The organism is Aurantimonas marina (assembly GCF_017183135.1).
Lineage (GTDB): Bacteria > Pseudomonadota > Alphaproteobacteria > Rhizobiales > Rhizobiaceae > Aurantimonas > Aurantimonas marina.
In genome coordinates this window covers 145,924-160,698 of sequence record NZ_JADDXW010000001.1, presented here as the reverse complement: position 1 = coordinate 160,698, position 14,775 = coordinate 145,924, and the positions used below count along the sequence as shown (strand labels likewise).

Sequence of the window (14,775 nt, the reverse complement as noted above, 5' to 3'; positions counted from 1 at the left end):
CTTTGTATCAGTCGCTACAGCCGTCGGTAGCGTACCCGGGCGGAATGCTCGATCGCCCCGCTCACTAGCCGGTCGAGTTCGAGCCCATCGCGCAGCATTTCCAGAAACCGCAATTCCGATTGCGTCGCATGGACGTCGGAGGCCGCCACTTCGATGGCGAGCGCATAGGCGGTTTCGTACATCTTGGCCGGCAGCACCCGCTTCATATTCGCAATGATGGTATCGAGCCCGTCCTCGCGCTCCAGGATATCGCTGCAATGGCGTGCCATCTCGTCCACACTCGCCGGGTCGAAGCCTTCGAACACGGGGAGCGTGCGGATCAGCGTTTCCAACTCGCGCAGTTCGTTTTCGCTGATCGCGCCGTCGGCGGCGGCCATCGAAACCATCAGATGGACCAGGGCTTCCTGCGGTTCGAGGTCGGCCATGATGCGCTGCTCCTTCAAACTTGCGATCGCTCGAAGCTAGACATCGACCGTCGCCGCAACAAGGCGTAAGCGGGTTTTGTTGACGACCCCCCCCGCTTCTTTCTAGACCGGGCGCGACCTTTCCTGCCCGCAATGCCTTCTCTTACGATGAGGAGCCGGGCGCAGCGGAAAAGCCAACCATGCAAGGACGCACCATGCAGACCCCGGAGACGGACACGGTCGCCGAACGACCATTGCGCGAGGAAGCCCTGGCCTCCAACGCCTGGCCCTTCGAGGAGGCGCGCAAGCTTCTCAAACGCTTCGAGGCCGGCGGCACGCCCGCGACGGTACTGTTCGAGACCGGCTATGGTCCGTCCGGCCTGCCGCACATCGGAACCTTCGGCGAGGTCGCTCGGACCTCGATGGTGCGCCATGCCTTTCGCGTCCTGACCGAAGACAAGGTGCCGACGCGCTTGCTGTGCTTCTCCGACGACATGGACGGCCTGCGCAAGGTGCCGGACAATGTGCCGAACCGGGAGATGATGCTGACCCATCTCGGCAAGCCGCTGTCGCAGGTTCCGGACCCGTTTTCCAATGAGCATCCGTCCTTCGGGGCGGCGAACAACGCCCGTCTGATGGCATTTCTCGACCGTTTCGGCTTCGACTACGAATTTGCCTCGGCGACCGATTACTATGCTTCCGGACGCTTTGACGCGACGCTTTTGAAGATGCTCGCCGCCTATGACGAAGTGATGGAGATCATCCTGCCGACGCTCGGCCCCGACCGTCGCGCCACCTATTCGCCTTTCCTCCCGGTCCATCCGAAGACGGGAATCGTCCTCCAGGTTCCGATGGTGGCCCGCGATCCTGACGCCGGCACCATCACCTATCTCGATCCAGACAGCGGCGAGCGGATCGAAACGCCGGTGACCGGCGGCGCGGTCAAGTGCCAGTGGAAGGCGGACTGGGCTCTGCGCTGGGCGGCGCTCGGCGTCGATTACGAAATGGCGGGCAAGGATCTGATCGATTCCGTCACCCTGGCGTCGAAGATCTGCCGGGCGCTCGGCGCGCCGCCGCCGGAGGGCTTCAATTACGAGCTGTTCCTCGACGAGAAGGGTCAGAAGATCTCCAAGTCCAAGGGCAACGGTCTGACCATCGACGAATGGCTGGCCTATGCCTCGCCGGAGAGTCTTGCCTTCTACATGTTCCAGAAACCGAGGGCGGCCAAGCGCCTGTTCTTCGATGTCATCCCCAAGGCCGTCGACGACTACTACCAGTTCGTCGCGGCCTATCAGCGTCAGGATCTGCGCCAGCGGCTGCAGAACCCGGTCTGGCATGTCCATGACGGTCACCCGCCGGAAAAGGCCGTCGCGGTGCCCTTCGCGATGCTGCTCAATCTGGTCTCCGCGTCCCATGCGTCGAACACGGCAACGCTATGGGGCTTCATCACCCGCTACGCACCCGGCGTTACTCCCGAGACCGATCCGGACCTCGACCGGCTCGTCGCCTATGCGCTGCGCTATTTCGAGGATTTCGTCAGGCCGTCGAAGACGTTCCGCGCGCCCGACGCGGTCGAGCGCGAGGCGCTGGAGGCACTTGACGCCAAGCTGGCCGCCTTGCCGAAGAACGCCGACGGCGAGGCGATCCAGAACGCGCTGCTCGATGTCGCGCGGCCGATCGAACGCTATCAGGACCACAAGAAAACCGGACCGCAGGGCGGCCCCGGCGTCTCGGTCGAATGGTTCCAGGCGCTCTACCAGATCCTGATCGGCCAGGAGCGCGGACCGCGTTTCGGTTCTTTCGCGGCGCTCTATGGGATCGCGGAAACGCGAGCGCTGATCCGCGATGCCCTGGACGGGCAGTTGATCGCGGAGGGCTGACGCGCCACGAAGGCGCACCGTTGGTCGGTCCGACGGTGGCATCGCGGCTCCCGACGGTCTCATTATATCCGGCTAAAGCGAGTCGGCTGCCTTGGCCTGCACGACCCGTTCGAACGCCGCCAGCGTCTCCTCGCTAACGTGATGCTCGATGCCCTCGGCATCGCGCTGGGCGGTTTCGTTGCTGATGCCGATCGCGCGAAGGAAGCTGACGACGAGTTCATGCCGTCGCCGCGAGCGGACCGCCATTTTTCGGCCGGCCTCGGTCAGAAACACCGCACGATAGGGCTGGCTCGAAACCAGTCCCTCCCGCTGCAATCGCGCAACGGTCTTGACGACGGTGGTGTTGGCGACGCCCAGACGTCGGGCGATGTCGACCGCCCGGGCCTCGCCGGTGCTGTCAATCAGGTCGGCGATTAGCTCGACGTAATCTTCCGCCACCTCCTGTTGATGGACTTCCCGCACCCGCTGGAAATTGGCTGCCTGCTGTTCCGCATCGGGCAAGGCGGGAATGGCGCTCGATTCGACCTTCGTCATCACCGTCACCCATAGCCAATCGGGTTGGCATCGCCAACCTGCAAATCGGACGCCTTTGCCGGTTGACAAAACTGCGGCTTCCAAGCCATTTGTAGCCAAGGCTATATTTTATAGCATCATGCAATTATACCGATTCACGAGATTCCTTCGCAGACCAAGGAATTGACACGGGAGCAGCATTCGCAATGCCGTCTTGGTTCGAATATCCGACCACACGCCGGTTTCTGCTGGGGGCAGGAGCGCTTCTCGGCGGGTCGTCGGCGGTCCACCTGGCGCTCGGGCAATCGCAGGTGCCTTCGGCTGCGACACCGGCTGGGGATAACGGCGGGTCGAAGGTTGCGCCGCCCGTGGCAGAGGCTGGGCATGACACCCATGACGGCATGACTACGGTCGGCGAGGTGGATAACGAGCGCAACGGCTTCGACCCGCATGACATCCTGACCGATTGGGACACCGGCACCGCGTCGCGTTCGCCAGACGGCCGTACGCTCCGGGAATTCGATGTCATCGCCGAAGACAAGGAGGTCGAGATCGCGCCCGGGGTCTTCTTCCCCGCCTGGACCTATAACGGCCGTGTGCCGGGTCCGACCTTGCGGGTCGGCGAAGGCGACCGCGTTCGCGTCCGGTTCCGCAATTTCGGGTCGCATCCGCACTCGATCCATTTCCACGGCATTCATTCGGCACGGATGGACGGCGTTCCCGGCGCGGGCAACGTGCTGCCGGGTGGCGAGTTCACCTATGAGTTCGACGCCTTTCCCTTTGGCTGCCACCTTTACCACTGCCATTCGGTGCCGCTGAAGCGGCATATCCACAAAGGGCTTTACGGCGCCTTCATCATCGATCCGGACCCGGCCCGTCACATCGAGCTTGCCGATGTCGCCCGCTCACGCGTCCTCGGCTCTCCCGACAACGCGCTCTGGCAGGAGTTCGTGCTGGTGATGAACGGCTTCGACACGAACTTCGACGACGAGAACGAGATCTACGCGGTCAATTCGATCGCGCACGCCTATTCCAAGCGCCCCATCGTCGTCGATCGGGGGCAGCCGATCCGGCTTTATCTGATCAACATCACCGAGTTCGACCCGATCAACTCGCTGCACCTGCATGCGAATTTCTTCGATTATTTCGATCACGGAACGACGCTGACACCGACGCTGAAGACCGTCGATACGGTCATGCAATGCCAGGGCCAGCGCGGCATCGTCGAGATCAGTTTCAAGGACCACGAGCCGGGCCTCTACATGTTCCACGCCCACCAGTCGGAATTCGCCGAGCTTGGCTGGATGAGCCTCTTCGATGTGCAAGACGGCACAACGAAGCCGGCACGGGAAGGTTGATCGCGATGACCCGAACCATTCTTCGTATTGTCCTGCCCCTCGTGTTGATCCTCGCCGTGGCGATCACCTTTCTGGCCAGCGATCCCCTCAAGTTTCTGGCCGGTTCGGCGCCACCCATCGAGGAACTGACGGTCGAGCGAAGCGTCCTCGACGGCGATGGCATCTCGCTGCACATCCGCGCTGGCGGGTCCGAGCCGATGACCATCGCCCAATTGCAGGTCGACGGTGCCTATTGGACATTCACGCAGGAGCCGGCCGGCGCTTTGAAGCGCATGGATGCGGCGTGGCTGCGCATTCCCTATGCCTGGATGCAGGGCGAAACCCATCACCTGACGTTGCTGACGTCGACCGGCGTCACCTTCAATCACACCATCGACGTTGCCATCGCCACGCCCGCCGCCACGACCGGCATGCTTGGTGCCTTCGGCCTCATCGGGCTGTTCGTCGGGGTCGTACCCGTGGCGCTGGGCATGCTGTTCTATCCCGCGCTTCGCTCCGGTGGCAGGCGAACGTTCCAGTTCGCGCTGGCGTTGACCATCGGCCTGCTGGGGTTTCTGCTGATCGACACGCTCGAGGAAGCGCTAGAGCTGGCGGGACAGGCGGCGCCCGGTTTCCACAGCGGCATCCTGGTCTGGCTCGTCGCAACGCTGACCTTCGCGGTGCTGATGATGGTCGGCAGGCGGAGGGGCGGAGCGCTGGAAGGCGTCCGCCTCGCCACCGCGATCGCGGTGGGGATCGGTTTGCACAATTTCGGCGAGGGATTGGCGATCGGCTCCGCCTTCGCAACAGGATCGGCGGCGCTCGGCTCGTTCCTTGTGCTCGGCTTCACCCTGCACAACCTCACCGAGGGCATTGGCATCGTGGCGCCGATGACGAAAAAACGTCCGAGCCTGTGGGTCTTCGCCGCCCTGGCGGCGCTGGCCGGGCTGCCCGCCGTGGCCGGGGTCTGGATCGGCAGCTATGCCTTCTCCCCACACTGGGCGGCTCTGGCATTCGCCGTGGGGGTCGGCGCGATCCTTCAGGTCATCATCGAGGTCGGCACTCTGTTGATCCGGCAGGCGCGAACCGAGGGGCAGCCCTGGCTGTCTGGCACCGCCCTTTCCGGCATCGGCGTCGGGGCGGTGGCGATGTACACAACCGCCCTGCTCGTCCAGATCTGACGGCGAAGCCACGACGGAGAACAGGATCACCCAGCCCGGGCGGCCCGCAAAACAACAACGATCGCGTGCCGCCAGCATCGGCGCGTGATCTGCAACCAAGCAGCGACGTGTTGCGCCGGCGCCCAAGCACGATAGCAAGCCATGGGCCGGATGTGACAAAGAACATTGTTGAAAAGCTGGAGCGGGCGATGGGGATCGAACCCACGACATCAAGCTTGGGAAGCTTGCGTTCTACCGCTGAACTACGCCCGCGCTCCGGCCGGGACCATGACCGGCCGCCGGTTCCGCGTCAAGACGCTTGTGGGCCGAGTGCGACCCGGTTTGCCGTCTTGATCTCCTGGAATCGGTCCGATTTCATCGCGATCTAGGTGATCAAGTCGCAGAAGCGGTCGATCTCAGCCTTAGAGGTCGACCAGCTGGTCACCAGGCGGACCAGGGTCTCGTCATCGCCGACGAGATCGTGCATCCCATGTGGCGGATTCCAGTCATAGAACACGGCACCCTTGCCGCGCAAAGTCTCGGCAAGACTGGAATCGAGAATGGCGAAGCTCTCGTTGGTGTGGGTCTCCCAGGCCTGCCGCGCGTGCGGGCTCGCGTCGATTCCGGCGCGCAGGCGATCGGCCATGCGATTGGCGTGGGCCGCGAGGTCGAGCCAAAGATCGTCCTCGAGACAGGCCATGAACTGGGCGGCGACAAAGCGCGTCTTGGAGAAGAGCTGGGCGCCGCGCTTGCGAATGTAAGGAAACTGGCGAGCCTTGTCGGGATCGAAGAATACCACTGCTTCGGCGCACCAGCAGCCGTTCTTGGTGGCGCCGAAGGACAGAATGTCGACCCCGCGCTTCCAGGTCATTTCGGCCGGCGTCAGGCCGGTCGCAACGAGACCGTTGGCAAAGCGCGCACCATCCATGTGCAGCGTCAGGTCGCGGCCATGGGCGATCCGGGCGATCGCCTCGATCTCGTCGCCGGAATAGAGTGTGCCTGCTTCGCCCGGCTGGCTGATCGTCACCGCCATCGGCTGACCCGCATGGACGAAATCCGGCTTGAAGCGGGCGATCTCGCGCTGAAGATTGAGCGGATCGATCTTGCCACCGACCCCGTCGATCGGCGCAAGGCGGGCGCCGTGGGTAAAAAATTCCGGCGCCCCGCACTCGTCCTCGATGACATGGGCCTCACGGTGGCACAGCACCACGCCGCCGGGCCGGTTCACGGCCGCGAAGGCGAGCGAATTGGCCGCGGTTCCGGTGCCGACGAAAAACACCGCCACCTCGCGTTCGAACAGTTCATCGAAGCGACGCTCGACGGTCTTGTCGAGATCGCTGGCGCCGTAGGCGGCGGCCATTCCCTCACCATGGACGGAAAGAGCCGAATTGATCGCCGGATGGGCGCCGGACCAGTTGTCGGAAGCGAAAATCATGGCAGTGCCGTATCGCGCCGCGGCGCCAAGGGCAAGGCAGGGCGATGCCCCGTTTCATGTCGTAGCTGGAGACGGCGGGGACCGCTCTGCCGGCTCGCGGCGGGTTGTGAAATCCGCTCACCTTCGTGTGTCAGATCTCAGCGAAGACGAATTTGTCGTGCCCAGGCTCGCATCGGGATGTTAGCAGCACCGAATGGCGACCGCGAAATCCACGACTGCTGGCAATGGAGCCGGCCTATTTTTCCGCTGGGCGCTTCCGGTCATCGGGGCGGCCGTCGCGCTCGCAACCCTGTTCTGGCTTTACCGGGGCCTCGACGTCAGCCGATTTCTGTCGGCGGTCGCGACCGCCCACATGGGCTGGCTGGTCATGCTGGCGGCAACGATTCTGCTCGAGCAACTGACCCGCGGCTGGAAATGGCGCCAGATCCTGTTCGATCTGAAGCCGATCTCAAGTGTCAGGCTGTTCGGGGCGATCATGGCGGGCTACGGGCTCGCGATTCTCGTTCCCCTCGGCATCAGCCCGCTCGTGCGCTCATGGCTGATCGCGCGGCTGGAGGGGCTGCGGATGGCCAGTGTGCTCATGACCTCGGCGATCGAGCGGTTTCTGGACGGAATCGTGTTCGCCTTGCTCGCCGCTTTCGTGGCGCTGGCCGGCCGAATTCCGGATGTTGACGGTGATGTGAGGACGGGTCTGGCGGTCGCGGGTGGTCTGAACCTCGTGCTGTTTTCCGGGCTATTGTATCTGCTGTTCATTGGGCGCTCGCCGCTGGGCGACGAGAACGCGCGGGTCAGCCGCTGTATCGATTGGCTGGGCGCCAGGGGGCGGGGCCGGCTCGACGGGCTGAGGCAGGCCGTTCGCGACGGCATCGTCTGGCCGCGCGATCGACGCCGCCAGATCGGGGCGGTCTTGGCCAGCGTCGTTATGAAACTCATCGCGGCGACGCATTTCCTCTGGGCCGGTCTGGCGGTCGGTGTCATTCTGGCTCCGCTCGACTATCTCTTCCTGATGATTTTCGCGGGCTTTGCCCTGGTGCTGGCGCGGTTCGTCCGCGTCCCCGGCGGCTTCGTCATCGGCTCCGGCTTCGCGCTGAAGCTGCTCGGAGTGCCCGACGAGCAGGCGCTGGCGATGATCCTGTTCAACCACGTTTTCACCATCGTGCTGATGGTCACGGTCGGCCTGTTGTTCCTGTGGCGGAGCGGAATCGATATTCGGCAGGCGCGGGAGGCGGAGCGTGCTCAAGAGGCCGGCGATTGAGGATTCCCAGGCCCGCGCGAGAGAGTGGGAAAGGGTTCGCGCCCGCCATCTTGCCGATCCCGGTGAGTTCTGCCATATTGCCGCTTATAGGACAGCAATGCTGTCATAATATGATGCAAATAGGTCGTGCGGGCGTGGGCTTCGCGCCTAAAAGACGCGGCCGGGTTCTATCCTGACGCCAGAGGTCGTGCGACAAGCCGGCTGAAATTGAATGCTCGGGCGACGGCCGGATGCGGGGACATACTCCGATGGCCACGCCGAACCGGGCCCAAAAGTGTGGCTGCGGATAGGCCAGGCAAAGACATGGGCGCGGCTGAATGCCGGGCCGCGACGACGGGAGACGACGCGATGACGAATCTGTCCCACGCTGAAACCTTCGAGACAGCGATCTCGACCACGGACGTTGCCGCCGCGATCAAACCGCGCACGGCGCCCAGACGGACGGGACTCTACGATCCGCGCAACGAACACGATGCCTGCGGCGTCGGCTTCATCGCCCATCTGAAGAACGAAAAGTCCCATTCCATCGTCGAGAAGGGTTTGCAGATCCTTCAGAACCTGACCCACCGCGGTGCCGTCGGGGCGGACCCGCTGATGGGGGACGGGGCGGGAATGCTCGTCCAGATCCCGCATGATTTCTTCAAAGAGGAGATGGCGGCTCAGGGCGTCGATCTGCCGGAGCCCGGTGACTACGGCGTTGGTCATGTCTTCATGCCGAGGGATGCCGAACAGCGGCAGCACATCGAGGCGGTGTTCGAGGACGTGGCGCGTGAGGAAGGCCAGACGGTGCTCGGCTGGCGCGACGTGCCGGTGTCGAATAAAGAGCTGTCCGAGGCACCGGAGATCGTCGCGACCGAGCCGGTGCATCGGCAGATCTTCATCGCACGTGCCGCGTCCGTCCCCGGTGACGACGAGTTCGAGCGTCGGCTTTTCATCCTGCGCAAGGTCGTCTCGAACCGGGTCTATTCGGAGGCCAAGGGCGAGGATATCGGCTTTTATGTTGTGTCGCTCTCCTCGCGGACGATCGTCTACAAGGGAATGTTTCTTGCCTATCAGCTCGGCTCGTATTACGCGGATCTGACGGACCCGCGCTTCACCAGCGCGCTCGCCCTCGTCCACCAGCGGTTCTCGACCAACACGTTCCCCTCCTGGAGATTGGCTCATCCGTATCGGATGGTCGCCCATAATGGCGAGATCAACACCCTGCGCGGCAACGTCAACTGGATGGCGGCGCGTCAGGCGTCGGTCGATTCGGAGCTCTTCGGCAACGATATCTCGAAGCTCTGGCCGATCTCCTACGAGGGCCAGTCGGACACCGCCTGCTTCGACAACGCGCTGGAATTCCTCACCGAGGGCGGCTATCCGCTCGCCCACGCCATGATGATGCTGATCCCGGAAGCATGGGCCGGCAACAAGCAGATGGCGAAGGACACACAGGCCTTCTACGAGTATCATGCGGCGTTGATGGAGCCTTGGGACGGGCCAGCGGCCGTCGCCTTCACCGACGGCAGGCAGATCGGCGCGACGCTTGACCGCAACGGCTTGCGACCAGCGCGCTACGTCGTCACCGACGACGATCTCGTCATCATGGCCTCGGAAGCCGGAACGCTGGAAATTCCCGAGGAGCGGATCGTCACCAAGTGGCGGCTGCAGCCGGGCCGGATGCTGTTGATCGATCTGGAAAAGGGCCGGATCGTCTCCGATGACGAAATCAAGCGCGAGATGGCCGGCGCGCACCCCTATCGCGATTGGCTAAAGAACACCCAGATCATCCTGGAAGATTTGAAGCCCGTGGCGCCGCGGGCTTCGCGCTCGGACGTCTCGCTGCTCGACCGCGAGCAGGCCTTCGGCTACACGATTGAGGAGACCCGCACGCTGATGGCGCCGATGGCGACCACCGGCCAGGAAGCGATCGGCTCGATGGGCACCGACACACCGATCTCGGCGATGTCGTCGAACTCGAAGCTGCTCTACACCTATTTCAAGCAGAATTTCGCCCAGGTCACCAATCCGCCGATCGACCCGATCCGCGAAGAACTGGTGATGAGCCTCGTCTCCTTCATCGGGCCACGGCCGAACATCTTCGATCTGGAAGGCTCCTCGCGCCGCAAGCGTCTGGAGGTGCGCCAGCCGATCCTGACCAATGGTGACCTCGAAAAGATCCGCAATATCGGCCATACCGAGGACCGCTTCGACACCAAGACGCTCGACATGACTTATGCGGCCGAAAGCGGCGCGGCGGGCATGGCGGGGGCGCTCGATCGCTTGTGCGAGCGGGCCGAGGCCGCGGTGGTCGGCGGCTACAACATCATCATCCTGTCGGACCGGCAGGTCGGCCCTGACCGGATTCCGATCCCGTCGCTGCTCGCCTGCGCGGCGGTCCATCATCATTTGATTCGCAAAGGGCTGCGTACGGCGGCCGGGCTCGTCGTCGAATCCGGCGAACCGCGCGAGGTGCATCACTTCGCGTGTCTGGCCGGCTACGGGGCCGAGGCGATCAACCCCTATCTCGCCTTCGATACCCTGCTCGAAATGCACCGGCGCCAGGAATTCCCGCCGGAGGTCGATCCGAACGAGGTGGTCACCCGCTACATCAAGTCGGTGGGCAAGGGGCTTTTGAAGGTGATGTCCAAGATGGGCATCTCGACCTACCAGTCCTATTGCGGCGCCCAGATCTTCGACGCCGTCGGCCTTCAGTCGGAGTTCGTCGAGCGGTATTTCACCGGAACGGCGACGACCATCGAGGGCGTCGGCCTCGACGAGGTGGCGCGCGAGACGGCCGAGCGCCATGCCCGCGCCTTCTCCGACGATCCGGTGCTGGCCCGCTCGCTCGAGATTGGCGGTGAGTATGTCTACCGGATGCGCGGCGAAAGCCACATCTGGTCGCCGGACGCGGTGGCGACGCTGCAGCATGCGGTGCGGACCGATTCCTGGGACAAGTACCAGGACTACGCCAAGATGGTGAACGAGTCCGCCGTCCAGAACTCGACCATCCGAGGCCTCTTCCGCATCAAAACCGCCGAAGAGGCGGGGCGTCAGCCCGTACCGCTCGACGAGGTCGAGCCGGCCAAGGAGATCGTCAAGCGGTTTTGCACCGGCGCGATGAGCTTCGGCTCGATCTCCCGCGAGGCGCACACGACGCTGGCGCGCGCGATGAACCGGATCGGCGGCAAGTCGAACACCGGCGAGGGCGGCGAGGAATCCGACCGCTTCACGCCGCTGCGTGATGGATCGGCTAATCCGGAGCGCTCGGCGATCAAGCAGATCGCGTCGGGCCGGTTCGGCGTGACGGCGGAGTACCTGGTCAACGCTGACATGCTGCAGATCAAGGTCGCGCAAGGCGCCAAGCCCGGCGAGGGCGGACAGCTGCCCGGCCATAAGGTCGACGCGACCATCGCCAAGACCCGGCACTCGACTCCGGGCGTCGGCCTGATCTCGCCGCCGCCGCACCACGACATCTATTCGATCGAGGATCTGGCGCAGCTGATCTACGATCTGAAGAACGTCAATTCGGCGGCCGATATTTCGGTGAAGCTGGTCTCCGAGGTCGGCGTCGGCACGGTCGCGGCGGGCGTCGCCAAGGCGCGCGCCGACCATATCATCGTCGCCGGCTACGACGGCGGCACGGGTGCTTCGCCGCTGACCTCGATCAAGCACGCCGGCAGCCCGTGGGAGATGGGGCTGGCCGAGACGCAGCAGACGCTGGTGCTGAACGGCCTACGCTCGCGGGTTTGCCTGCAGGTCGACGGGGGGCTCAGAACTGGTCGCGACGTCATTATCGGAGCGCTGCTCGGCGCCGACGAGTTCGGCTTCTCGACCGCACCGCTGATCGCCGCCGGCTGCATCATGATGCGCAAATGCCACCTCAACACCTGCCCGGTCGGCGTCGCGACGCAGGATCCGGTCCTGCGTAAGCGCTTCAAGGGCACGCCCGAGCATGTCATCAACTTCTTCTTCTACGTCGCAGAAGAGGTGCGCATGATCATGGCGGAGATGGGCGTGCGCCATCTGTCCGATCTGATCGGTGAGTCGCAATTGCTCGACCGCAAGGAGATGATCGACCACTGGAAGGCCAAGGGACTCGACTTCTCCAAGGTGTTCTTCAAGCCGGACGCACCGGCTGAGGAACTGCGCTGGACCAAGCGTCAGGAGCACCCGATCATCGATATTCTCGACCGCAAGCTGATCGCCGAGGCCGAACCGGCCCTGACGGCGCGGCAGACCGTGGTGATCGAAACGCCGATCACCAATGTCGATCGCTCGACCGGGGCGATGCTGTCGGGCGAAGTCGCTAGGCGCTACGGCCTGAAGGGGCTGCGCGACGATACGATCACGGTGAAGCTCAGCGGCACTGCCGGACAGAGCTTCGGCGCGTTTCTCGCGCGCGGCATCACCTTCGAGTTGACCGGCGACGGCAACGACTATGTCGGCAAGGGGCTCTCGGGCGGCCGCATCGTCGTCAAGCCGCGTGCCAACTCCCGCGTCATGCCGGAGGAGTCGATTATTGTCGGCAATACCGTGCTCTACGGCGCGATCTCGGGCGAATGCTACTTCCGGGGCGTGGCCGGTGAGCGCTTCGCGGTCCGCAATTCAGGCGCGATCGCGGTGGTCGAAGGCGTTGGCGACCATGGCTGCGAATACATGACCGGTGGCGTCGTGGTGATCCTCGGCCAGACCGGGCGCAATTTCGCGGCCGGGATGTCGGGCGGTGTCGCCTATGTCTACGACGCGGTCGGCGACTTTGCCGAGCGCTGCAACATGGCGATGGTCGACCTGGAGCCGGTGCCGGAAGAGGACGATCTCCTGGAGAAGCTGCATCACCATGGCGGCGACCTTGCCTACAAGGGCCGCGTCGACGTGTCCTCGGACATGACGGGCCATGACGACGAACGGTTGTTCCAGCTGATTTCCAACCACCTCCACTACACCGGCTCCGGGCGCGCGGCCGAGGTGCTGGAGAACTGGGAGGTTCACCGGCCGAAATTCGTCAAGGTGATGCCGGTCGAATACCGCCGGGCGCTACAGGAGATGGAGCGCATGCGTATGGGCGTGGCGGCGGAGTAGGGGGCTCTCTCAACGTTCTTCCATCGAACCGACGGACTGATACTGCCGCGCGTACCAAAGATGCACGGCACCTCCGGGATGTGGCGGATGGTCGACGTTCCCCGCGAATTGCGGCAACAGCGCAGGCAAAGCGGCTTCGGCACGACGACGCCTGCATTCAGATGAACCGGGTCCGGAGCGGGGGCGGCGGCGCGCTCCTCGGGCTTCGTTCTAGGAAGTGCTCCCGGCTTGGGACGAGCTGGAAGAATGGAGTGACGGCATGGGCAAGGTTACCGGATTTCTCGAGATCGATCGGCAGACGCACAAGTATCAGCCGGCATCCGATCGCATTCGCCATTTCCGCGAGTTCACCCTGCCGATGTCGGACGAAGAGGTCGGCAAGCAGGCGGCGCGCTGCATGGACTGCGGCATTCCCTATTGCCACGGGCCGACGGGCTGTCCGATCCACAACCAGATCCCGGACTGGAACGATCTCGTCTACCAGGGCGACTGGGAGACGGCGATCCGCAACCTGCATTCGACCAACAATTTTCCCGAGTTCACCGGCCGTATCTGCCCGGCGCCCTGCGAGGAAGCCTGTACGCTGAACCTCGAAGACGTACCGGTGGCGATCAAGACGGTCGAGCAAGCTCTGGCCGACAAGGCCTACAAGCTCGGGCTGATCAAGCCGCAGCCGGCCAAGACCAAGACAGGCAAGCGGGTTGCGATCATCGGCTCCGGGCCGGCGGGTCTCGCCGCCGCGCAACAGCTTGGCCGCGCCGGCCATGACGTGCATGTGTTCGAGCGGGAATCGCGCCCGGGCGGCCTGATGCGCTACGGCATTCCGGACTTCAAGATGGAAAAGCACTGGATCGACCGGCGCGTCGCGCAGATGGAAGGCGAGGGGGTCACCTTCTTTTGCGGCGTCAATGTCGGTAAGGACAAGCGGGTGGAGGAACTGACCGCCGAATACGACGCGGTGTTGTTCTGCGGCGGTGCCGAGCGCCCGCGCGACGCCGGGATTCCCGACGAGGGGCTGACCGGCATCTATGACGCGATGCCCTATCTCGTGCAGCAGAATCGCCGGGTTGCCAGCGAGAATATCGCCAGCGTCGGCTGGCCGAGCGAGGAGATCTGGGCCGGCGGCAAGCATGTCGTCGTCGTTGGCGGCGGCGATACGGCATCGGATTGCGTCGGCACCGCATTCCGCCAGGGCGCGGTCAAGGTGACGCAGCTCGACATTCGCCCGCAGCCGCCGAAGACAGAGAACAAGCTCGAAGTCTGGCCCTATTGGGCCACCAAGATGCGGACCTCGTCGAGCCAGGCGGAAGGCGCGATCCGCGAATTCCAGATCGCGACGCTCGCCTTCGTCGGCGAGGACGGCATCCTCACCGGCGTCGAGTGCGCGGAAGTCGACGAGCAACGCAAGCCGTTGCCTGGAACCGAGTTCGTCATCAAGGCGGATCTCGCTTTCATCGCCATCGGCTTCGCGGGTCCGTTCATGGATGGCTTCATGCGCGACGCGGGCGATGCGCTGGCGACCCGCACCGACCGGCGCGGCAACGTCGCGATCGCGGCCGATGACGAGCGCTATCTGACGTCGCTGGACAAGCTCTACGCGGCGGGCGATACGCGTCGCGGCCAGTCCTTGGTCGTTTGGGCTATCCGGGAGGGCCGGCAGGCGGCGCGGGCGATCGATCTCGACCTGATGGGCGAAACGACCTTGCCGCGCTGACGGGAACATACGG

Annotated in this window: 9 protein-coding genes and 1 tRNA gene; 6 read left to right on the top strand and 4 right to left on the bottom strand. The window is 64.2% G+C overall.

What is annotated here, in order from left to right; all coding sequences use genetic code 11:
* Positions 1-14 precede the first annotated feature (14 nt).
* On the bottom strand, positions 15-425 hold the full coding sequence (locus ING15_RS00780; protein ID WP_206452862.1) for a tellurite resistance TerB family protein: 411 nt from the start codon (positions 423-425) through the stop codon (positions 15-17).
* 194 nt (positions 426-619) lie between these two features.
* On the opposite strand from ING15_RS00780, the gene ING15_RS00775 reads away from it, so the two are divergent.
* A complete protein-coding gene (locus ING15_RS00775) occupies positions 620-2,284 on the top strand; it encodes a lysine--tRNA ligase (protein ID WP_206452861.1) in 1,665 nt (554 codons plus the stop codon).
* A gap of 72 nt (positions 2,285-2,356) precedes the next feature.
* Here the strand turns inward: ING15_RS00775 and mntR are convergent, their stop codons facing one another.
* A complete protein-coding gene (mntR, locus tag ING15_RS00770) occupies positions 2,357-2,818 on the bottom strand; it encodes a manganese-binding transcriptional regulator MntR (protein WP_206452860.1) in 462 nt (153 codons plus the stop codon).
* 185 nt (positions 2,819-3,003) lie between these two features.
* Between mntR and ING15_RS00765 the strand changes: the two genes are divergently transcribed.
* Positions 3,004-4,155 carry a multicopper oxidase domain-containing protein gene (locus ING15_RS00765; protein ID WP_206452859.1) on the top strand — a complete coding sequence of 384 codons (1,152 nt, stop codon included), beginning with the start codon at positions 3,004-3,006 and terminating at the stop codon, positions 4,153-4,155.
* A 5-nt stretch (positions 4,156-4,160) separates the two neighbouring features.
* Positions 4,161-5,315, top strand: a complete 1,155-nt coding sequence (locus tag ING15_RS00760; protein ID WP_206452858.1) for a ZIP family metal transporter — start codon at positions 4,161-4,163, stop codon at positions 5,313-5,315.
* A 177-nt stretch (positions 5,316-5,492) separates the two neighbouring features.
* Here ING15_RS00760 and ING15_RS00755 read toward each other — a convergent pair.
* Together ING15_RS00755 and ING15_RS00750 are read right to left on the bottom strand one after the other, a co-directional pair.
* Positions 5,493-5,567: transfer RNA gene (locus ING15_RS00755), tRNA-Gly, on the bottom strand.
* 112 nt (positions 5,568-5,679) lie between these two features.
* Positions 5,680-6,729: a threonine aldolase family protein gene (locus ING15_RS00750; RefSeq protein WP_206452857.1), complete on the bottom strand. Its 1,050-nt coding sequence runs from the start codon at positions 6,727-6,729 to the stop codon at positions 5,680-5,682.
* A 193-nt stretch (positions 6,730-6,922) separates the two neighbouring features.
* On the opposite strand from ING15_RS00750, the gene ING15_RS00745 reads away from it, so the two are divergent.
* From ING15_RS00745 to ING15_RS00735, 3 genes are all read left to right on the top strand, one after another.
* A complete protein-coding gene (locus ING15_RS00745) occupies positions 6,923-7,984 on the top strand; it encodes a lysylphosphatidylglycerol synthase transmembrane domain-containing protein (RefSeq protein WP_206452856.1) in 1,062 nt (353 codons plus the stop codon).
* 348 nt (positions 7,985-8,332) lie between these two features.
* Positions 8,333-13,048 (top strand): glutamate synthase large subunit, encoded by a 4,716-nt coding sequence (gltB, locus tag ING15_RS00740; protein ID WP_206452855.1) that lies wholly within the window; start codon positions 8,333-8,335, stop codon positions 13,046-13,048.
* Between the two features lie 259 nt (positions 13,049-13,307).
* Positions 13,308-14,762: a glutamate synthase subunit beta gene (locus ING15_RS00735; protein WP_206452854.1), complete on the top strand. Its 1,455-nt coding sequence runs from the start codon at positions 13,308-13,310 to the stop codon at positions 14,760-14,762.
* Positions 14,763-14,775: the final 13 nt, after the last annotated feature.